Origin of the sequence: Nostoc sp. ChiSLP03a, assembly GCF_034531215.2 — a bacterium.
Taxonomy (GTDB): domain Bacteria; phylum Cyanobacteriota; class Cyanobacteriia; order Cyanobacteriales; family Nostocaceae; genus Nostoc.
Window position 1 is genome coordinate 1 of sequence record NZ_JAVRBQ020000093.1, and the last position, 20868, is coordinate 20868.

Sequence of the window (20868 nt, forward strand, 5' to 3'; positions counted from 1 at the left end):
CTTAAAACAATTTTCTCCTAAGACTGCATCTGGAGTCGATGGTTTAATTAAAATAGCACTTCAATTAATTAATCCTGAACATCTAAAAAATTGGTTTACAAATTGCTGCTACTGTACCTCATAAGCTCCGAATATGCTGTAAATAGACATCTGATGAAAAAGAATGTAGAGACGTAGCAGTGCTACGTCTCTATTAGAGTTGTGGATAACGCATATTTAATTTCACCAGATGTCTAATAAATAGGCTTGGGTTAAGGTTTGCTAATACTTCAAGGCAGAAGTCAAAGGTCAAAAAATCTCTAATTAATAGCTGTTAATTTTCTCTCTAGGTCAAATAAAAATCCGTGAATATACTCCTCAGTCCATTCGGCACCATAGAAGCGTTTAAACATTCCTCGTGCTGGGTCTTTTTCAGCCCGATATCGCAGGTATCGCAGTTGGGCTTGTTCAATGGCTACTAAATTTTGGGAATCTGTTACAGGTTCTGCCTGTTCTACGAAATCGAGATAAGCTTTCAAATAGTCTTTGAAAGCGGCAAACACCTGAGTCTCTACTACAGACGTTTCTTGAGGACGAGTCCACAGAAAAGCGGGAGAGAAAAATGGCTGTGCTTCTTCGGGAAAATCCCCTCCCCAAGACAGATGTTGTTGGTGGGCGTGGAAAATGGGCAAAATTGGTTCAGTATATTTTGCCTGATATGCTGAATCATCCCGAAATAGGGGCTGCATATCCAAAGCAATTAGATGTCCTCCTGGCAATGTCACCAGATCCGCCCCAAAAAATGGTAAATCGTAGTTGAGACGCGGGAAAATCACAAAATTCAGCACTTGCAGCGAATTGCCACCCTGCACGTGAGCTGCCCGAATTTGCCGCAATTTTGAAGTTTGAAAGGCATAACTGGTGGTGACAACCTCTTCTTGATTCTTTCCCTTGCCCACAACAGCACTCTTAGACTCAAACCCAGTGGGGATAGGATAGGGCTGTAAATCCAAACGCGATCGCATATAGGCGATCGCATAATCGAGAAATGGTTGATAAAGTGTCACGTCGCTTCGCTCCGAATTCAAAATTCACGCATTCAAAATTAATAATTAAAGAACTTCTGCCTCCTGCCTCCTGCCTTCTGCCTTCTGCCTTCTGCCCTCATCTTTTGCCGGCACCGACTGCTAGGGGAACAGCATCTTCAAATAAGAATTCATGGAGAAAGCGTTCTGCCCATTCATGACCAAAGTAACTGCTAAACAAGCCAGATGCTGGATCGCGGTCTGCACTATATTGGTCATAGTCTTTTTGGGCTTTGACAATTCGTTGGATATCTTCAGGGTCTTGGAGCGGTTTGGCATCTGCTAACATTTGCCAATACAAGTTTAAATAATCCTGAAAAGCTTCAAAGACTCGTGTTGCCACTGTTTCCGGGTCAGTTTTGGCAAACAATAGATATTTAGAAAAATACTGGTTGGCATCGTAAAACTTCATTTCTAAGTTTTGTGCCAAATCCGGGTATCGATCGTGGAGAGATTTTAGCGGAAATATATATTTTTTTTGATAATCTTCATCCTGAAATAAAGGCTGGAAATCAAGCACAATCAGGTTTTTGACTTTACCAAAGGATAAAAAATCAATCCCTAACAAAGGTAAATCGTAGTGGTGACTGGGATAAATTACGCTGTTAAAAATTTGAGCGCTTTCTCCAGCATCAATATAGGTATAGCGAATTTTCCGCAACTCTTGAGATTGGTAACACCAACTGCGAATAGTTGCTGGGTTTCTGCCGCGATCGCTAACTTTGAATTCCAAACCAGGGGGAATGACCCTACTTTGTAAATCAAACCGCTGAAATAGCTCTTTTTCTAAAAATTCCAGGAAAGGCTTATACATAGAGCATGATTTGTTAACCCTTGCATGAAAATAAGTTATGGCGATCGTGCACGTCTCATTTATGAGAAACAAAGCAACATTCCTTAATGGGGATTGGGCATTGGGGATTGGGCATTGGGGATTGGGCATTGGGGATTGGGCATTGGGGATTGGGCATTGGGGATTGGGGATTAAGAAAATTCTTTCCCAGTCCCCAGTTCCCAGTCCCCAGTCCCCAATCCCCCTAACGCCTAGCATGATTGCGATCGATCATTTGCTCCAAGACTTCTTGGGAAACACAGCGACGCTCGGAACAATAAGTCATCAAGTTAATTCCGTTCATCATTCGTACCGTACTGACTCTGACACGAAAATCATCCGTAACAAACCAACAACGTTCCTGACCTTGATTGTTGTCATAGTCAGTATCAATCGTCAGCACTCCATCATCAGCAAATCGATATCGGCTGACAACTGGAATACTCTCAACATAGCCTTGGTTGCGAATCAGTTTTCCAGAACGCTTCGTTTCGTCGGGAACATCAACCAAAATCGCAGCATTATCGGTATTCGGTAGCCTGGTATCGAGGTTAGCCTGCCATGCAAAGCTAGCACCGCTTGTTGCTTTACTAGGATCTATCCCTTGGGCTTTACAAACTTCTTGGACTTTCGGATCGTCCTTTTCCATGACTTTTATAATCAAATTCGACTCCCCCGACTCATCCGCCGCCGAGTCAAAATGATGAACGGCGCGTTCCGTAAACCACGTACCCTCACTTTTACGGAAGAAGTCGATCATTGTCAAAGGCGGTATTATATGCATCTGTTTTGAAACCTCGTGCGATCTAATTTTGGCATTATTAATAATGAGTGATGAGATAAAGTCCCGGTTTAGCTAAAGTGTAGAATAACTCCAAAAGTGATATTTTAATCAGCTGATGACAAATAATGAAATTCAACTTATTACAAGCGTTCGCCCCAGTCCAACTCCAGAAATCTTAACAGCCCTGAAAGCCGGAATCCCTGTGGATTCGATAGATTTGTACCAATTTAATCTAAAGGAAGTCGATTTTCGACAAGCTAACTTGAGTAAAGCCAAGCTATTAGGAGCCGACCTCAGTGAGGTGGTACTAAGTAATCTCGATTTGAGTGGAGCAGATTTGCGAGGCGCTAATCTGCAAGGAGCCGATTTGAGTGGGGCTAATTTGCAGGGAGCCTATTTAAACCGTGCCGATCTCCAACAAGCAAATCTCAGTGGTGCAAATTTGGAGGGAGCCAAACTCCAAGTAGCGCGTTATGATTCCCAAACGAAATGGCCCGAAGAATATAACTACAAAGCTTCGGGAGCGGTAGGGCCGGGTGCTAATCTCAATGGTGCTTTTCTGAATACAGCTTCTTTACGAAATGCAGATTTACAAGGTGCTAATCTGCGTGGAGCCTATCTGAGTGGCGCTGACTTGACAGGAGCCAATTTGCAAGGTGCTTCTTTAAGTGGTGCCGATCTGACAAAAGCCTATTTGACAGGGGCTTGCTTACGAAATGCTCGATTGATAGGAGCCGATTTGCGGGATACAGACCTGCGAGCAACCGATCTCAGTGATGCAGAGATGGAGCATCTTCAAAGTATTGCTGGGGCAGATTTTACTCTTGCTCAAGGACTCACACAAGCAACTAAAGCCATGCTTTCCAGTCGTCCACATTCAGAACTCGATGTTTGGAACGCCTATACCCGCAAAACAACTCGTGAAAGTTTGAGTGCTTGACCAATACAGTGCTGAGTAACGAGTGCTGAGTGGTGAGTAGGAATTAGGGACTTCCAATTAAAAAAATATTCCATCGCTTTGAGGGCAGGAGAGCAGGGAGCAGGGGGAAAGAAAGTCGTTTTGATGAACGTGAAATGGGATAATTTATTTTCTGGAAGTCCCTTAAAAACTAATTTATAGGCACTCATCACTTTTAAAAGAAGCACTTTTCATAATAATTGCCAGTTCTTTTTCAGGAGTGCTAAAAATGTCGCGTATCCTTCGGAAAAACCAGGCGGATCGGGTAGAACATATTGGGGAAATTCTTTATACGATCGCCAAGGTTCCGAAGCATTATGCCGCAAATGTAAGGCAATTTCTGAGGAACCTGGTAGTCGCCAAGTCATTTGACCAGTTTGTATATCAGTCACAAATGCCTCCTCATCTCGAAAAAGTTGATCTTTTATTCCAGATTTTGGCAGATTAACCGGATATTTTGGTCAAATTTAAGGTAAAATCAAATATTTACTGTTTATCTAATAAGTTTTCTCACAATATTGCATTGCAGACAAACCCACACCGCTATTGTGGCAACAGGTCTTCTAAAGCAGCGCCGACAACTCGGTGATCTTCATCCTGTCTGAGTTGGTTCAGAGCTGCTTTGGCTTCCGGTTCATCAAATCGTTTGAGAGCATAGCTAACTCGCACGCGCATCCGCCAAGATTCATCATTCACCAACGTTAGTATTTGGGATAATGCCGCAGTATGTTGACTAGAATTAGCCAGTAAGCCAAGTGCATCAACAGAAGATTCCTGAACTGTGAAATCTTCATCTTTTAAACCCTGAACGCATATATCAAATAGTTCTTCAGGGCAATCCATTTCAGCGATCGCAGCCAAAATGCTGCGTCTAACTAGCCAGTGGTCATCCTGATAATATGCCAAAACTAGATGAGAAACTGCGACTCTGCCAAATAGCGATAACGAATTTGCCGCCTCAGCCCGCACGTTGGGAGTATCATCAAATTTCATAATTTGCATCAAAGCTGCAAAAGATTCCGCTGATTGTTGATTACCCAAACCCCTAGCCACAAAAGAACGCACTAAAAATTCTGAGTCATGAAGTTTACTTGTTAAAAGAGGAACTGCAACTTCTGATTCATAATCATTGAGGGCAGCGATCGCCTTCAAACGATAGTGAAAATCTGGGTTCTTTAGTTCTGCTTGGATTTTATGGATTTCCATAAGTGCATTTGGTACAGCTATTCTTTATTTTAGGGCATTGGGCATGGGGCATTGGAAAAGAAGAGGCAAAGGCAGGAGAGCAGGGGAGCAGGGAGCAGAGGGAGAATAACTCATAACTCAGCACTCATTACTCATTACTCAGCACTCCTAATGCCCCATGCCCAATGCCCAATGCCCCATACCCAATACCCTATCCCCAAAACCAATGACTCAATTAAGCGAAACCGTTAAAGAATTAATCGCTAAAGCTAGAATTGTCAGCTTTGCTGAGTGGGAACAGTCCCATCCAAAAGCAGCGATCGCTATATTTCAAGCTGCGGATGATGCTTTTCGCTACCTAAGCGATGAAGATTTATCGCAGATTAAAACCTTGTCACCCGATAATTCTGAGTTGATTTCTGTTGCTCAATTGTTACGCGATCGCGCTGCCGAAATCGTTGATGAATCTAGAGAACAAGTTTTAGCAACTTATCCCGAAATTATCCAGCCTGGAGGCGGTCTTTATCCACCTGAACGCGCCCAAGCTTGCTGGCGAGATTTTTGGCATTTTCTTCGCTGCATTACTTATGGCATAGCAGGTGGTCACACTGAATATACAAGCCCCACAGGGCTGCATTATATGAATTTGCTCTATCAGGAATTACAAGTTCCCTTGGATGCAATGATTTTAGGCTTAAAAAGCATCAAGGCTGCTAGTTTGAAACTTTGCCAAGGCGATCGGCAGCAAATTATTGCTCCCTATTTTGACCATTTAATCAGCCAATTGGCTACTTTCCAAATTCGATAAGTTAAGTGTAAGTGGGCATGAATAATCAAAGGTTTGTAGTCAGAGCTTCAGCCTTGACTAACAGACAATATTACTTAATTTTATCTTACGTAAGATAGTTGAATTTATTCATGCCCACTGGTTGAGATAAACTTAAGTGACTCAGCACAATTAATACTCTAGCTTAAGGGAATGGCAAAATACCATCACTTGCATCCCAATTGCAAATCCAATACTAAAAAAAAGCTGAATTTTTTCTAAAGTATGATTTAACTTAACAAATTTTAATAAATATGGTTTCAGCATCGTATCACAATGTGTAAAGGCAAACGATGCAAAAACTTAAAATCATCACGACTAATAAGGATTTAAAATTTCTATGTCCGCTACTTTGTCACTATGATGTAAAGTTTTTTAACATTTGCTGAATATCCTTTTCATAAAATTTAGTTATTAACTGGGAGATAGTTTGAATGGCTTTTGGACCAGCATCACGATTAGGGGTCGCTCTGTTTGAAGACACCGATCCCATTGATCTGTGGCCAAATCGCTCTAATGAGGATGTTGAAACCGTAATTAGAAGTGTCTATAAACAAGTTCTAGGCAACGCTTATGTAATGGAAAGTGAGCGGCTTTCTGTTGCTGAATCCCAACTCAAACGGGGTGAAATTAGTGTTCGCGGGTTTGTGCGTCAAGTCGGAAAGTCGGAACTTTATCGTTCGCGGTTTTTTGATAACACCCCTCGTTATCGGGCGATTGAATTAAATTTCAGACATTTCTTTGGTCGTGCGCCATTAGATTTAGAAGAAACGCGTACACACAGTACTATTCTGGATACAAAGGGTTTTGAGGGTGAGATTGATTCTTATCTAGACAGCGACGAATACCAAGAAACTTTTGGGGAAAACATTGTGCCTTACATTCGGGGCTACAAAACCGAAGCTATTCAGAGTTTGGTTCAGTTTACCCACTTATTTCAACTGGTACGTGGTTCCTCTAGCAGCAGTCTCAAAGGTGACTTAGCTGGCAAACAACCAAAATTAAACAGTTTGCTAATTCAAAGCACGCCTACTCCTGTGGTTTCACCAGCCAGCAAGGGTGCTACATTCCGCAACCCAACATCTACTCCTCGCACTCGTCAGGGTGTGGGATCTGATGATGATGGTAAGGTATACCGAATTGAAGTTACTGGCTACAGAGCAAATGTGGTAAATAATATTTCCAAATTTCGCCGCAGTAACCAAGTCTTTTTTGTGCCATATAATAAGCTTTCACAAGAGTATCAGCGGATTCACAAGCAGGGTGGCACGATCGCCAGTATTACCCCTGTCAACTAAAGAATAGAAATTGGGGATTTAGAGATTAGGGATTGGGAAATAATTCCGCTGTACTCAGTCTCTAATCTTTCAATCCCCAGTGTTGCTCGTTCTGGGATTTACGCAAAACTAAACGCACTCAAGGGCAATACCTTGCGGAAAGCCGCTTCTAAGCGAGACACTCCGCAAAGCTAGCTTCCACCTAGAAGTATGCGTATATATAAAATTGCCCTTATCTGAAAAGAATGATTTTCGGCTATTTTTTGCGTAAATCCCGACCGATCAAAAGTTAGCCAGAGCGATCGCTAATCTGGAGTTTGACCAATTCCGCCGTCAGTTGTGATATACGAAGACATTTAACACATTTTCACAAACTAAAGTTTTACAAAAGCTAGTCAGTAGCAAAAATAACTGACAACTGATGGGAAATTCTACCTCCATAAGGGGTAGGATGCTCGGAAATTAAATTAAATTAGCGTTTTTCAGGAGATACTTCAATGTCACTTTGGGCAATTGATTCACCTACTGTTGAGCTGCGTCCGAACACCAGCGAAAGTGAATTACAAACACTGATTCGGGCAGTTTACAAACAGGTTTTGGGTAATGCTCACTTGTTGTCAAGTGAGCGACTAGCCACTGCTGAATCGCAATTGCGCGATCGCAAAATCAGCGTTCGCGAATTCGTCAACACCGTTGCCAAATCAGAACTTTATCAATCCCTGTTTTTCAACTCTTCTTCCCAGTATCGGTTCATTGAACTGAACTTCAAACACCTGCTAGGGCGTCCTCCTGCCGATCAAGCAGAAATTTCCGAACACGTCCGCATCTACAACGAACAGGGCTATGATGCTGAGATCGACTCCTATATCGATAGCAAGGAATATCAGCAGAATTTTGGCGAGAATATTGTTCCTTATGTTCGCAGCACAAGCTCCCAAATCGGAATTAAAAATGTTACCTTTAACCGCACCTTTAGCTTAGTCAGAGGATTCGCTAGCAGTGATAGCGATCGCAAAGCCAAACTAATAGGCGATATCGGTTCTAATTTACCCACAGCTATCAAGGCTCCCGCAGCTGGTTCTAGCGTCAGCAGCACCGACAAACGCTTCTTGATTAAAGCTGTTAAAGGTGCAGGTAATCTCCGTACTCGTCTGGGCAACCTGGAATACGTAGTTAACTACAACCAACTGTCTGGACAAGTGCAAAACATTCATCGCACAGGCGGCAAAATTATCAGTATCACTGAAGTTGCTTAGATTTGTCTAAGTAAGGAGACTGGGGACTGGGGACTGGGGACAAAGGGGACAAGGGGGACAAGGGGGACAAGGGGGACAAGGGGACAAAAAAAACTCCTAACTTCTACTCTTGTACAGACGCGATTAATCGCGTCTCTCCCCACTCAGCACTCCCAAATTCAGTTGTGGTCAAGGAGGCTAACATTATAGACTAGGAGAATAACTTTCTTTTTTACCAAGATATCTCTTGGATTTTAAGCTACTTTTTTAAGATCACTTTTCTAATGGAAATTACTGACTTTTTTGAACTTTCAATTGGACGATGGCGATCGCAGCGTAGCGCTCATCATTTAGCATTCGCCCATTTTGAAGAAGTATTGTCCAACATTGAAATTGAGTCTCTATCCACCAACGATCCAGCAGTGGCAGCAATCTGTCAATTGTATAACATTGAACCCGCTACTATTACTCACCCCTTTCGGATGACTTGGGAAGGTGAGTCAGACTGGGACGATAAACCAATCTCTGGCAGTACTGTACTAGTACCAATTCCCGATGTTGAAAATCCTTCTAGAGGAAAACTACTGCGGGACAAGGGTTACGCTGAAACAATTCCAGCAGTGGCTAAATATCATCTGAGTGACGATGGTATTTTTACCCTGCTCACAGAGTATGAACTCGCTGCTGCTGAAGAGCGAATTTGGTTTGCTAACCAAAATCTCCGATTTCGGGTAGCGACGATTAAAACCAGTGATGGTAAAGGTGTGACAACAGCTTCCTTTTCTTCAGAGATTCGCTCTTTGTCAAGTTCAACCAATTAGCAAATATCAGGTTAAAACATAAAAGGATACAAGCTCCTAAATTTATTTATGGAGATTTTATGCCGTGAATTTTGAATTTTGAATTTGGAGCGAAGCGACGTGACGATAGCGCCCAGCGAATCTAGCACTAACGCTAGCGATTTGCTCACCTTAGCCTGTTGGATGGCAGGAGATTTTAGCAACTACAAGCAATCTTTTGCAAATCCGCAACTTTACGCCCACATTCACATTTATTTTCGTCCTTTACCGATTGAATTTTTTTCTGGTATCGGTTTCTATTCTGAACAAGCTTATGACCACGATTTATGGACACCCTATCGTCAAGGAGTACATCGACTAGTCGATTTGGGCGATCGCATTTATATCGAAAATTACAGCTTGAAAGACCAGATGCTTTATGCAGGTGCAGCTCGTGAATTAGATATCCTCAAAACCATCACCCCAGAAAGCATCGAACGGCGTTATCACTGTTCGATGGTTTTCCAACGAGAAGGTGAAATGTTTCGAGGTAGTGTGGAACCAGGCAATCAATGTCTGATTCAACGCAATGGATGTCAGACATATCTTGTCAGCGAAGTAGAAATAACTGAGCGTACTTGGATAAGTCTAGATAAAGGCATGGATATTGAAACCCATAAGCAAATATGGGGATCTACTGCTGGGCCATTACAATTTGAAAAACGGGAGAGTTTTGCTGATGAATTACGTGCGGTGAGCGCATTATGTTGATTCAGCTTGAATCTATTAAAACCAAAATGTTGCCTCCACTGGCTGAAAAAAAAATGCGCTGCTGGATTCGCAGCCGCCACTTGATTTGTTCGGGTAACTTTTTTATATTCGAGACATTAGAATATACAACAATTGAGAGATTCTCTGAGTGCGTTGCTTCTTTAGGAGGGACAGTAATATCCGTTGACCCAGTTAACAAAATCTGGATGGGCGATCATCGCCAAGTAATTTTATATCAGGCAAAAGCTAGTTTACATACACCTCATCATGATTTGAAACAATACTGGATCAAATACGGTGGTTTTTACACTAGATTTGATGAGCGTGCTTGAGAGTTACTATCCTGTAGAAATTTTTCTGACAGGCGTTTATACTCTAATTCAAAATTAAGTTTTGAATTTTAAATACTCCCAAAGGGGGTTGACGGCTAATTATTAATGTCTAATTGCTAATTTCTCATTGTGATTAGCTGTTAGTTATTAATAGTTAGCCGTCTAAGTTTGTTAGAAAATGTAACTAAAAAAATCCCCAAAAGTTGATAAGTTAATATCAATAACCAGGAATTAGTAAATCTTAAGTAGGGACTGTTATGGCTTTGCATTTTAGTATTGCCACCCTGTTACAGAAATTTTATTTTACTTGACAAATTAGTTCCCCTTACCCACAATAACCCAACTATGCAAACCTTCTTAGATGAAGAAACCAGACGACGCCAATATCAAGCATTTCCCCAAACAGAACCTATAGAACTGTGGAATACTGCTTCAGTTGATGACATTGAAATTGTAATTCGAGCAGTTTATCGGCAAGTGTTGGGTAATGCCTACATCATGGAAAGTGAGCGGCTCGTAGTTCCAGAATCCCAACTCAAGCAAGGTATAATCGATGTCCGTGAGTTTGTGCGTCAAGTTGCCAAATCAGAGTTATATCGCTCCAGATTTTTTGATAACGTTTACCGCTACCGAGCAATTGAACTTAACTTTAAGCACCTACTCGGCCGCGCTCCCGATGACTACTCCGAAACTAAACATCACAGCAACATTCTAGATGAGAAAGGTTTTGAAGCGGACATTGATTCTTATCTTGATAGCGACGAGTATCTAGAGGCATTTGGCGAGAACATAGTGCCATATTACCGGGGTTATAAAACTCAAAGGGGCAAAAAGATATTGGAATTTACCAATATGTTACAATTGCTGCGGAGCAACTCTAGCAGTGATAAGAACTTAGCAACTAATAATGAACCTCAACTGGTGCGATCGCTAATTACCAACGCTCCTTACGGTAGACAGAAACTCACGGATATTAGTGCATTGCTGGCTGAAGTATTCAAGCCAAAGCCAGAAACTGCTGCTCCAGTTAATACTTTTATTGCAGCTTCCACAGCAGCCGAGGAAAGCTTGCGGCAAAAGATTAAAGAGCAAGAAAGCCAGATTGCAACTTTGCAACAACAATTAGCAGACTTAAGACCATTTGCCAGCATCGGCACAACAAAATTTAGTAGTAGTTGGCAGTCTTCTAGTTTGCCGACTAGCACAGGTGAATATACATCTTTGCAACAGCAAGCTGACGCCCAAGAAAAACAGATTTCAGCTTTGCAAGAGCAAATTGCTGATGCTCGACGATCTGCGACAATTGGGGAAGCTCGGTTGAATAAATGGCGCAGTCGCGTTTTTAATGGCTAATTTCTCTAGTGTTTAGTTTTATCGGGTGGGTTAGGCAAGTTTAACTCACCCATTTTTTCACTACGAACAAATAAACTACTTTAACCCTAATTCGAGAAGCTGCTTGCAGGAAAAGAAGACAAAGCATAGCTTTAGCGGAGTGGGGTTGTTTAGATTTAATAAGTCTCGGATTGGAACACCTGCACCTGACCCCAAACAAGCGAGGAAAGTCCCCTGGTTGGACTCCTGGTAGACCCAGAGTGCCACGAACGAGTTATCCCATTGTTAAAAAAGCCTTTACCAAGCCCAAGAAAGTATCTAAAAATACTGCTTAACGGCTTTTCATTCCTCAGTTGCTTGCTGAAGAGTGAAAACCGCTAATTGAGCGGCGAAAGCACGCTTGAAGGCGGGGCGCGCTTCGCCACGGGCGACATAGGTAGAAAGATTTGGATAGTCGTCCACCATACCCACGTCTTTCAACCTGAGCAGCACTGACACCATCATCAGGTCGCCTGCGCTGAATGCGCCATCGAGCCAGTCGGCATCTCCAAGGTGACTGGAAAGTTCTAAGAGTCGGTTACGAATGCGATCTTCGACGACACGCAGGCGCTGCTCATACCAGGCCTCATCGCGCTCTAAGTACGTGGCGATTTCCCGATCGACGATTGGCGGCTCCATCGTGTTAAGTGCGGCAAACATCCATGCGATCGCTCGCGCTCGACTATTGGCATCGTCTGGCAACAGCCCTGTATGGCGCTCCGCGATATGGAATACGATCGCCCCCAACTCGAACAGGGTGAGATCGCCTGACTCATAGGTTGGAATTTGCCCGAAAGGATGAAGCGCACGGTGCGCGGGTTGCTTCATCTCACTGAACGAAACAAGACGAACGTTGTAAGGTTGGCCCACTTCTTCGAGCGCCCAGCGAACACGCATGTCACGCGCCAGTCCCTTGCCGCCATCAGGCGATCGTTCAAAGGCGGTAATAGTGGGTGTCATTGTCAGGGTCATGGTGATTTCTCCTTTCGGTTCAATTTTTGCTTTGGGTGTGTTCTGTCCGTCAAGAACAGCAACTCTAGATATCAGCGTCAAAGCTGGCATTAAAAGCGCCGACAGAACTACCGCAAAAAGCCAGATGTAACACTATTGGTAATAGTGTTACATTTTGCGCGGCCAAGTGATGCCGACAGCATCAGCCGCGATCGCTCACCTTGCCAACACTGGCGCTTAGTGGCAATGTAACCGAGACAATTTTAGATTTTAGATGCAAGGATGCAAGAATTAAACTCAAAATCTGAAATCTAAAAAAGGTTTCAAGCCTCTTTATTTATGGAGAATATTTAAAAAAATCATCATTGAAGCCTCTTCTTTAAAGGAGAGGTTAATCCTTGCATCCAAAATCGACTTGACCTTTGAGTTTTTCTACTTCCAGATGTGTAACTTGTAAACTTACTATTGCTGGGTCATTTTGTCATGCTTTAGTCTAAACTTCAGTCACTAAAGATTTCCTGATATTTTCCGAGTAAGCTTGAAACAACAAATAATCAGAAAGTGTCTGAATTATTGCTCTAATAGACTTACAACTTATGAAAAAAGCTATAATTTATCGATATCGTACTTATGGACTAGTTGGGTTAATATCCTTAAGCGCTGTATTAACTACACCTACATCTGCCTTAACACAATTGGCAGGCGATTCCTCAATTGGGCAAACTCCTATCCCTACTGCTAAATTAATCTGGCCAACTAAAGGGTTTATTTCTCAAGGCTTCCGTAAATATCAGCATGAAGGAATTGATATTGCAGGGGAATCTGGAACTCCTGTTGTTGCTGCGGCATCCGGTACAGTTGTTAAAGCAGGTTGGGATAATTGGGGATTAGGAAATGCCATAACTATTAAACATCCCGATGGCAGCACTACTGTTTACGGTCACAATCGCCGTTTGTTGGTGAGCAAGGGTCAACAGGTCATTCAAGGTCAAATGATTGCTGAGATGGGATCTACAGGCAATAGTACAGCACCTCATCTGCACTTTGAAGTTCATCCAAATGGTCGAATAGCAGTTGACCCCCTGCGTTTGTTGACATCCGTAACTGCAAGTGTTGGCTTTGGTTCTAAAGTTCAGCCAGTGAATAACCAGAACCGCCCAGTTACGCCACCCCCAGTAGCAAATCAAGTTTCACCTTTACAGCAGACAATTCCTATAGATTTTACACCTGTAAACACTGATACGAAATGTAATGGAATTAGTCTTATTGAAGGTGAGACTATAAGCTCTCGTGTAAAAGTCTGTGAAGAAAATGGTCAATTATTTTATATTGGGCAATTGAAGCAATCCCCAAGCAAGCCTATAAAGATAGTAGCTTTGAATATTGGTAAAGACAGATATCGAGCAGATAATGGTAGTTTTTATTATTTAGTCACTCCACAAAGAGTTGAAGTTTGGCGAAATGGCAGTCAGATTCGTTCTGACAGTTTTTATAATTTAACGAAATCACCTTGATATTCTTCTTGATATCCCCTGCCTACAAAAGGTTGAGACAGGGGGTATTACAGCAATTAGTTGAAGAAGAATGCAGAATTCAGAATTCTGACTCCTGAATTCTGTTCAATAAAACTTTCAGTTTAAATACACTTGCTAAAAGTTAAGTGTTAATTGAAGCAAGTGGTTGAGAGGCATTTGATACAGAGCCATTGTTTACGATAGGTTGACGAGTTTTCAGGTCAAATTTGAAGCCATGTGGCAAAATATGAAGCTTTGCTCCACAAATTGCCAAAGACTCATCCTTCAAAATTTCGTCCACATTGTTATATGTAGCTTCTGATTCATCAACAATCGTAACCGCACCTTCACCAATTACTTCAACTTGGTTATCTACCACTACCATAGCGGTATTTTCATCAATACCAAATCCTAAGACAGCAGGCTGTAGTACCAAAGCTGATATTAAACGTCCCAAGCGTCCCCGTTGGGAAAAATGCTGGTCAATTACTACCCCTGGTAAAAATCCCATACCTGGGCCCATATCGACAGTTTCAATCCGAGGATGTGTTTCTGAGTCGCCTTCCACAATCATTACGTCTGGCATCACAGCAGCTCCGGCGCTTGTGCCTGCTATAACTGCGCCTTCAGAAAAGCGTTGGTGAATAGCCGCATCGATTTCGGTGTCCTTGAGGATGTTGGTAATACGAGCTTGATCTCCCCCTGTAAAAAACACCCCAGTTGCTTTATTAATAGCTTCCAACGCGGTAGATGAAGCTGCATCTTCACGGGTTTCTGTATCAATAATGCGAACAGTTTCAGCTCCCAGGCGCTCAAACACTCTGATGTAATTTTCTCCCACTTCTCTTGGTAGTTCTGTGGCTGCTGTCAGAATTACAATATATGCCTTTGTACCTCCAGCACGCCTTACAAAGTCCCGCAAAATTACGGAATCTCCCTCTTTATCTTCGGCTCCCCCAATAATTACTAACTGCTTTTTGATATTACTTTCAACCATGATGCCCCCTGGGATTTGAGTTAATAAATTTCACTAAAACATGACAATTCAATGTATCAAATCATCCCTTTGATAGATTACTTGATAAAAGTAGGGTTAACATTTGCGTAGACGCATACCCCTACGGGGATCTTGCTAGGCAAAGCGTTTGTCTGCGACACGCTGTTCGCGTTCGTACAGAAGCGGCTTGTCGTTAAACATCGCAATTAGACCAAAATACTTTTCTGAAAATTATTAATTTTCCAGTCACTAAATAAAATCTACAACATCAACTGCCTCTAGAAGTATTTTCTAGAGGCATTTTTGGCTATATTGCTAATGGTCGATTGGAGATTTATCGGGCGATGTGAGTAATTGGTATTGACCCTAGCTAGATGCAAATAGATATCTGATGGCAAGTTCTAATGAACCCGACTTCTGTAAAGCAAGTTAGTTAAGAAAAAACGTGCTTGTTCGAGTGGGAGATGCCTGGGTTTGCCTTGGTAAACAATTTGATATTCATTCATATCTGGACCATCTCCATGTCCAGAGATCAGCTTTTGGTGAAAAGCTTCGTCAGCCAGTTCTCGAATTTCATCTCTTAGAGCAGCTTGTGTGCTATTCATACTTTGCTGTCTTTTTATACTGTCTTTTTAATGCCCTACATATATTTATACAATTTTTTAGATGAGTGTTGTACCTTTCAAAGGTTATATCTTTAATTATTCATGAGGATGAATTGACTGTTCTTGGTTCCTAGCAAAAGATTGAAGATTTAATTATGCCTTAAGATAGTTAAAAATGCTTAGTAATAAAGTTAACGTGGGTTCTGATTAGCTCAGTGGCAAAGCCATTACTCTCCAAAATTAACCTGAGTCAATCTACAATCTATAAGTCTGAGTAACTACAACTCAGCATTAAAAATTTAGGGTGTTTAGCCGAAGGTTCGTAATCAATGGTTCTACAAAAAAGCAGTGAATTAGTCCGCATTAATGCTAGAAGAACGGATGTATTCGATATTTTCAACTTCAAGCATTACCTTGGCCCCAACCCTTATTTAAATGTAGGGGCGCTAGCATTTGATTTTGCTCTAATTGACTCTAGAGAGCCTTTGCCCATTGAAGATTATATTGCCAGCATTGGCGATCGCTATCCAAATCTTCGCGAGCAAACCTACGAATCTTATGCCCATCTCTTTGCCCAAGTTGTGTCCGAAGCCGCAAAATTGGACATGGATTTACACCTTAATCGCTGGAGTGTGAAGCCATATCCAAATCTCACGCGGATTAGCATTCAATCACTACACGAACGCACAACTAGAGAGGTAATTTACTTTGTTTGGGATTGGTTTGAAGCCATTACCCAAGACGAAGACTTTGCCTTTGATGACCAGCTGGTAAGGCTGCAAGATAGATTTCGCGCATCTGTCTACGGAGGCCCCACGGTTTACGCCCTATTGCGAACAGCTTTTGAGAAAGGTATTCCCGCCTTTTATTTGTGGGAAGAAGGATTGATGCAATACGGTTTAGGAAAAAAACACGTCCGGGGGGTAGCAACAACATTTAACTGTGATAGCCATCTAGATTCGGAATTTACTACCCGCAAAGATGATTGTAAGGCATTTTTGAAAACCTTGGGTTTCCCAGTGCCTGAAGGTAGTATTGTCTTTACCGAAAAAGAAGCTTTGGCAGCAGCACGAGAAATTGGCTACCCAGTGGCAGTTAAGCCAGTAGTAGGTCACAAAGGAATTGGCGTAACGGCTGATGTGCAAGACTCAAAAGAACTGATATCTGCTTTTAATCGGTCACTGGCGGCGATTCCCGAAAATCAGCAAACCCGAATAATTGTTGAGAAAAGCATCACAGGATCGGATTTTCGTATGCTGTGTGTTAATGGTCGATTCGTCGCCGCCACAGAACGCCGTCCCGCATCAGTTGTGGGTGATGGGTATTTAACGCTTGCAGAGTTAATTCGCGAAGAGAACCGCAAACCTGCACGTTTAGACACGCCAACCTCGCCGATGAGTAAAATTCAGATCGATGAAGCGATGGAACTCTACTTAGAGGAACAGCGTTTATCATTAGACAGCGTGATTGAGAAAGGACGCACCGTTTACCTGCGTAAAGTTGCCAATCTTTCAGCTGGAGGTATGAGCATCGATGCAACCTCAACAGTTCATGCTGACAATATTATCTTGGCGCAAGATATTGCCCAACATTTCCAACTGACTTGCCTGGGGATTGATGTGATTACCAAAAGTCTTGCAGAATCTTGGAAATCCAGTAACTTTGCCATCCTGGAAATCAATGCTGCACCAGGCGTTTTGATGCATCTGAAACCTTCTGTTGGTGAAAGTGTTGATGTACCTTCTCATATTTTAGAAACATTTTTTGAGTTGGGTACAGATGCCAGGATACCAATTATGACCTTTAACAAAATCTCAGTTGAAGAACTGCAAGCAACGATTGATCATATCCTTTTGCAAAATCCCAACTGGACAATAGGTGCTGTTTGTCGTGATGCCGTTTTTGTGAATCGCTCGAAAAAAGTATTAAGCAAAGATTACAACAGTAATGTTCAAACTTTGTTGCGTCATCCCAAACTTGATTTACTAATTGCCGAGTATCCTGAAGAAATCCTCGAAGAACAGGGCATATTTTACCAAAATAGTAATCTCGTAGTTTTGGATAATCCCACCGAAACTGAGATGATTTTGGCGCGAGATGTTTTCGACAGTTCGACTGTGGTGATTAGAAAAGGCAACGATATTTCTATTCGTCGCAAAGGGTTGATTGAAGATTATACTTTGGGTGAAGATGAACCATTTACGCGGGTTTATTTGAAGGAAACTGGAGCAATTTTGTAAGTGAAGTAAATAGGGGACTGGGGACTGGGGAGTAGGGGGGCAGGGGAGCAGGGGAGCAGGGGAGGCAGGGGGAGCAGGGGAGGATAAAATTTCCTCCCAATGCCCAATGCCCAATGCCCCATGCCCCATGCCCAATGCCCAATGCCCAATGCCCAATGCCCAATCCCCAGTTCAAGCTTCCAAAGGTAGAGAAATTAAAGAGCGTAGAGTCAGCTAAACTAAAGAAGAAATTGCTTAAGAAGTTTTAATAATTCTGCTGTTATGAGTACTGATTCACCTGTTAATTCTCCCGAAAAACCTGAATCTACATTCGGGAAGCGTTTGAGAAACTTCTTAATTGTAATGGTAGCGATCGCACTTAGCATTTCCCTCGTCTTAGGATTGCGAACTGAAACAACCTCGGCAACTCTAGCTAAGTTAAGCGAGACTTCCACACCGTTAGAAGTAGCCCTCAGCAATGGCAAACCATCTCTAGTAGAGTTTTATGCTGATTGGTGTACTGTCTGCCAGAAAATGGCACCAGATATTAGTCAACTAGAAACAGAGTATGCTGACAAAATGAATTTTGTCATGCTGAATGTAGATAATACCAAGTGGCTGCCAGAAATGCTGAGATTTCGGGTGGATGGAATTCCCCATTTTGTATTTTTGAGTCAGCAAGGAGAAACCATAGCCCAAGCGATCGGCGATCAACCCCGGACGATTATGGCTAGTAATTTAGAAGCTTTGGTTACTGGTTCTTCTCTCCCTTATGCTCAAGCTAGCGGTAAAGTTTCTAAGTTTTCAGCCCCAGTAGCACCAACGGCGAATCAAGACGATCCCCGCAGTCATGGGAGCCAGGTGGTAAATTAAAATAATTCGTAATTTGTAGTTAAAGACTGTTATGTAATGGGATATTCTATGTAACAGATTGCCGCTTGAGACGCTTTTGAGCATACATTAATTTGTCAGACCTGACGATTAGTTGTTCTAGTGACATATTGCTCTCTGGTGAGTAACGCTCTATGCCGATACTCATCGAAAGTTTATAACTACGGTTTTGTTGTTGATTAAAGTTAGCGATATTTGTTTGTAGACGCGCTTGGATACTATCAGCGTCTTTAAAGTAGCTTGAGATGAAAACAACGAACTCATCTCCACCCAAACGGGCAACAATATCTGAACTCCGAAAACTTTGCCTAAGTAATCGACCAGCATCAATAATCAAGGTATCTCCCATGTCATGACCAAGGGTGTCGTTAATCTGTTTTAGTCCATCTAAATCAATGAACATAACCCAGCAAAACACTTTCATGCGGTGAGCAATTTTCAACTGCTGTGCAGCCATCAGTAAGAAAGCACGTCGGTTATGCAAACCTGTTAGTTCATCAGTCAGCGATAACTGTCTTCCTTCGATCTCTGCTTGTTTGCGGTAGCGAACTTCCTGAATGAGTTCTATTTGAGCGATCGCCTGACGACTTAGGCGGCGCAGTGCATCTAACTGCTGATAACTTAGGTGATGAGGAATGGTATCCATAACACACAATGTCCCAATTGGAAGACCATCAGGCGTAATTAGAGGGACACCAGCATAAAAACGAATTTTGCGATTACCTTTGACTAAGGGATTGTTATTAAAGCGATCGTCTTTAAGGGCGTTAGGAACCACTAATATTTCCTCTGGTTGCAGAATGGTATAAGAACAAAAAGACCCATGTCTGGGTATTTCGCTACATTCTATTCCAAGCTTAGATTTAAACCATTGGCGATCGCTATCAACTAAGCTAATTAAAGCAATTGGAGTCTTACAAATGTAGGCAGCGATCGCAGTTAGATCGTCAAATGCTTGTTCGGGTAGGGTATCTAGAATATTGTAGTCTGCCAGCGCTTTGAGCCTTTGTGCTTCATTGTCAGGTAGAGGAACAGGTTGGGTTTTCACAGATGATTGTCTACGCCTTAGCCAGGAAAGTCTAGGGCATTGTAAATTTTGAAACAACCGCGGTATTACCTCTCCAGCTACAAGGCTGGGTAACATAAATATCTCTGCAACGAAAATCAACATTCGGTTGAATATACAGAAATATTTTATTACATTATGTGCTTCATGCCTTTGGTTTGCTCTGTTGTTCATGTCACCCTAACTTTCCCTGTGCAAATTACCTAACTATTTAGATACTTACAAGGTCTTTTGCCCCAAAGAAGCTTAATAAATACCAATTTTATTAAAAAATTATTAAAACTTATTCTATTGTTAGAGTTCTTTATCATGGATTAATGTTTTTGATACTACTAATTTGTTTATATCTACGTAAGTTCCGGGGGTTAGAAACCGATTAGGAGAACTTCTTCTCATAATTTGCTTGAGCGATCGCTTAACTTTGCAGCACGGTTTTGCTCATCTCTGCACGCTTACGCAGATATGATACGAGGTGCAGTTAAAGGTTCAACCCAACCTTGTATTTTAGGGACTTCCAAATAAAAAAATATACAACTTTTATTGTAGGGTGGGCGTCTCACCCGCCCAGATCGTAGGGCGGATAAGATGTCCACCCCACAAGAGTGGATAATTTATTTCTTGGTAATCCCTTGGAAGAAGTGGTAGACCAAGGCAGGGGGGTTAAAACGATCTTAAATTATCACGAATGATTTAAGACTGCTGTATAAGCAACAGATATAGCAAGGGACTGGGGACTGGGTGAAAAGCCTTTTTGTGTCTAAATTTTATCATCTGTTAATGTCCTAACCATTTTGGCTGTTGCTTACCTCGAAGTCGTGTTGAGGTACTTCAAAGTCGTTTTGAGGTACTTCAAAGTCGTTTTGAGGTACTCCAAAGTCGTGTTGAGGTACTTCAAACTTTATCGCGCCGCGATCAAGTACACAGGTAGGTAAGCGTAGCCCGCCGTAGACATCGCTTTCATAAATCTTCACAAAAAAATCAATTGCTTGACTTTTAAGACAGTCACTACATTAATAGATTTTATTACAAGTAATCACCCGAACTTGATATAGTTAGCTGCATACAATCTGAGCTCGACTTTATCCAAAATTAAGAATTCGCTTTCTTTATCCAGCAAAAACCCTAGTTTTTTGGCAAATACTTTTTCCACGTCACAGATTATAGATGAAGTTAAAAAAGTAAAACTACTGTCCTACAAAGATTTCAGCTTA

22 protein-coding genes are annotated in these 20868 nt (G+C 42.0%); 12 read left to right on the forward strand and 10 right to left on the reverse strand.

Annotated features, from left to right (window positions below; all coding sequences use genetic code 11):
* Nucleotides 1-299 precede the first annotated feature (299 nt).
* From RMY32_RS15285 to RMY32_RS15295, 3 genes are all read right to left on the reverse strand, one after another.
* Entirely contained in the window at nucleotides 300-1046 is a 747-nt protein-coding gene (locus RMY32_RS15285; RefSeq protein WP_322709561.1) for a phycoerythrobilin:ferredoxin oxidoreductase, read from the reverse strand.
* A gap of 97 nt (nucleotides 1047-1143) precedes the next feature.
* Entirely contained in the window at nucleotides 1144-1878 is a 735-nt protein-coding gene (locus tag RMY32_RS15290) for a 15,16-dihydrobiliverdin:ferredoxin oxidoreductase (protein WP_322698022.1), read from the reverse strand.
* 223 nt (nucleotides 1879-2101) lie between these two features.
* On the reverse strand, nucleotides 2102-2680 hold the full coding sequence (locus RMY32_RS15295) for a phycobiliprotein lyase (RefSeq protein ID WP_322698023.1): 579 nt from the start codon (nucleotides 2678-2680) through the stop codon (nucleotides 2102-2104).
* Between the two features lie 115 nt (nucleotides 2681-2795).
* On the opposite strand from RMY32_RS15295, the gene RMY32_RS15300 reads away from it, so the two are divergent.
* Nucleotides 2796-3620: a pentapeptide repeat-containing protein gene (locus RMY32_RS15300; RefSeq protein ID WP_322709562.1), complete on the forward strand. Its 825-nt coding sequence runs from the start codon at nucleotides 2796-2798 to the stop codon at nucleotides 3618-3620.
* 209 nt (nucleotides 3621-3829) lie between these two features.
* Here RMY32_RS15300 and RMY32_RS15305 read toward each other — a convergent pair whose 3' ends face one another.
* The gene (locus RMY32_RS15305; RefSeq protein ID WP_322709563.1) at nucleotides 3830-4030 is read right to left on the reverse strand and encodes a hypothetical protein; all 201 of its coding nucleotides are present in this window, start codon (nucleotides 4028-4030) and stop codon (nucleotides 3830-3832) included.
* 151 nt (nucleotides 4031-4181) lie between these two features.
* Nucleotides 4182-4844, reverse strand: a complete 663-nt coding sequence (locus RMY32_RS15310) for a HEAT repeat domain-containing protein (RefSeq protein WP_322709565.1) — start codon at nucleotides 4842-4844, stop codon at nucleotides 4182-4184.
* Nucleotides 4845-5049: 205 nt separating this feature from the next.
* Between RMY32_RS15310 and RMY32_RS15315 the strand changes: the two genes are divergently transcribed.
* From RMY32_RS15315 to RMY32_RS15345, 7 genes are all read left to right on the forward strand, one after another.
* The gene (locus tag RMY32_RS15315) at nucleotides 5050-5631 is read left to right on the forward strand and encodes a phycobilisome protein (protein WP_322709566.1); all 582 of its coding nucleotides are present in this window, start codon (nucleotides 5050-5052) and stop codon (nucleotides 5629-5631) included.
* Between the two features lie 452 nt (nucleotides 5632-6083).
* Nucleotides 6084-6947, forward strand: a complete 864-nt coding sequence (locus RMY32_RS15320) for a phycobilisome linker polypeptide (protein ID WP_322709568.1) — start codon at nucleotides 6084-6086, stop codon at nucleotides 6945-6947.
* Between the two features lie 476 nt (nucleotides 6948-7423).
* Nucleotides 7424-8182, forward strand: a complete 759-nt coding sequence (locus tag RMY32_RS15325; RefSeq protein WP_322709569.1) for a phycobilisome rod-core linker polypeptide — start codon at nucleotides 7424-7426, stop codon at nucleotides 8180-8182.
* Nucleotides 8183-8445: 263 nt separating this feature from the next.
* Nucleotides 8446-8982, forward strand: a complete 537-nt coding sequence (locus RMY32_RS15330; RefSeq protein WP_322709570.1) for a phycobiliprotein lyase — start codon at nucleotides 8446-8448, stop codon at nucleotides 8980-8982.
* Nucleotides 8983-9081: 99 nt separating this feature from the next.
* The gene (locus tag RMY32_RS15335; RefSeq protein WP_322696223.1) at nucleotides 9082-9711 is read left to right on the forward strand and encodes a chromophore lyase CpcT/CpeT; all 630 of its coding nucleotides are present in this window, start codon (nucleotides 9082-9084) and stop codon (nucleotides 9709-9711) included.
* The gene (locus RMY32_RS15340) at nucleotides 9705-10043 is read left to right on the forward strand and encodes a CpeR family transcriptional regulator (RefSeq protein ID WP_322709572.1); all 339 of its coding nucleotides are present in this window, start codon (nucleotides 9705-9707) and stop codon (nucleotides 10041-10043) included. The genes RMY32_RS15335 and RMY32_RS15340 overlap by 7 nt, the downstream gene beginning before the upstream one ends.
* A 345-nt stretch (nucleotides 10044-10388) precedes the next feature.
* Entirely contained in the window at nucleotides 10389-11396 is a 1008-nt protein-coding gene (locus RMY32_RS15345; RefSeq protein WP_322709573.1) for a phycobilisome rod-core linker polypeptide, read from the forward strand.
* 321 nt (nucleotides 11397-11717) lie between these two features.
* Here the strand turns inward: RMY32_RS15345 and RMY32_RS15350 are convergent, their stop codons facing one another.
* Nucleotides 11718-12386 carry a glutathione S-transferase family protein gene (locus RMY32_RS15350; protein WP_409883133.1) on the reverse strand — a complete coding sequence of 223 codons (669 nt, stop codon included), beginning with the start codon at nucleotides 12384-12386 and terminating at the stop codon, nucleotides 11718-11720.
* Between RMY32_RS15350 and RMY32_RS15355 the strand changes: the two genes are divergently transcribed.
* Together RMY32_RS15355 and RMY32_RS15360 are read left to right on the forward strand one after the other, a co-directional pair.
* Nucleotides 12385-12516 (forward strand): hypothetical protein, encoded by a 132-nt coding sequence (locus tag RMY32_RS15355; RefSeq protein WP_409883136.1) that lies wholly within the window; start codon nucleotides 12385-12387, stop codon nucleotides 12514-12516. The genes RMY32_RS15350 and RMY32_RS15355 overlap by 2 nt on opposite strands.
* 445 nt (nucleotides 12517-12961) lie before the next feature.
* On the forward strand, nucleotides 12962-13879 hold the full coding sequence (locus tag RMY32_RS15360; RefSeq protein ID WP_322709576.1) for a M23 family metallopeptidase: 918 nt from the start codon (nucleotides 12962-12964) through the stop codon (nucleotides 13877-13879).
* 142 nt (nucleotides 13880-14021) lie between these two features.
* On the opposite strand, the gene RMY32_RS15365 is transcribed toward RMY32_RS15360, so the two are convergent.
* Both RMY32_RS15365 and RMY32_RS15370 read right to left on the reverse strand, forming a co-directional pair.
* On the reverse strand, nucleotides 14022-14876 hold the full coding sequence (locus RMY32_RS15365; RefSeq protein ID WP_322709577.1) for a cyanophycinase: 855 nt from the start codon (nucleotides 14874-14876) through the stop codon (nucleotides 14022-14024).
* Between the two features lie 401 nt (nucleotides 14877-15277).
* Complete coding sequence (locus RMY32_RS15370; RefSeq protein ID WP_322709578.1) at nucleotides 15278-15481, reverse strand: hypothetical protein; 204 nt, start codon at nucleotides 15479-15481, stop codon at nucleotides 15278-15280.
* A 329-nt stretch (nucleotides 15482-15810) separates the two neighbouring features.
* On the opposite strand from RMY32_RS15370, the gene RMY32_RS15375 reads away from it, so the two are divergent.
* Together RMY32_RS15375 and RMY32_RS15380 are read left to right on the forward strand one after the other, a co-directional pair.
* Nucleotides 15811-17721: an acetate--CoA ligase family protein gene (locus RMY32_RS15375; RefSeq protein ID WP_322709579.1), complete on the forward strand. Its 1911-nt coding sequence runs from the start codon at nucleotides 15811-15813 to the stop codon at nucleotides 17719-17721.
* 261 nt (nucleotides 17722-17982) lie between these two features.
* A complete protein-coding gene (locus RMY32_RS15380) occupies nucleotides 17983-18573 on the forward strand; it encodes a thioredoxin family protein (RefSeq protein WP_322709580.1) in 591 nt (196 codons plus the stop codon).
* Nucleotides 18574-18619: 46 nt separating this feature from the next.
* Here the strand turns inward: RMY32_RS15380 and RMY32_RS15385 are convergent, their stop codons facing one another.
* Together RMY32_RS15385 and RMY32_RS15390 are read right to left on the reverse strand one after the other, a co-directional pair.
* Nucleotides 18620-19639, reverse strand: coding sequence for a sensor domain-containing diguanylate cyclase (locus tag RMY32_RS15385; RefSeq protein ID WP_322709581.1), 1020 nt, complete (start codon nucleotides 19637-19639; stop codon nucleotides 18620-18622).
* Between the two features lie 800 nt (nucleotides 19640-20439).
* Complete coding sequence (locus RMY32_RS15390; protein ID WP_322709582.1) at nucleotides 20440-20628, reverse strand: hypothetical protein; 189 nt, start codon at nucleotides 20626-20628, stop codon at nucleotides 20440-20442.
* Nucleotides 20629-20868 lie beyond the last annotated feature (240 nt).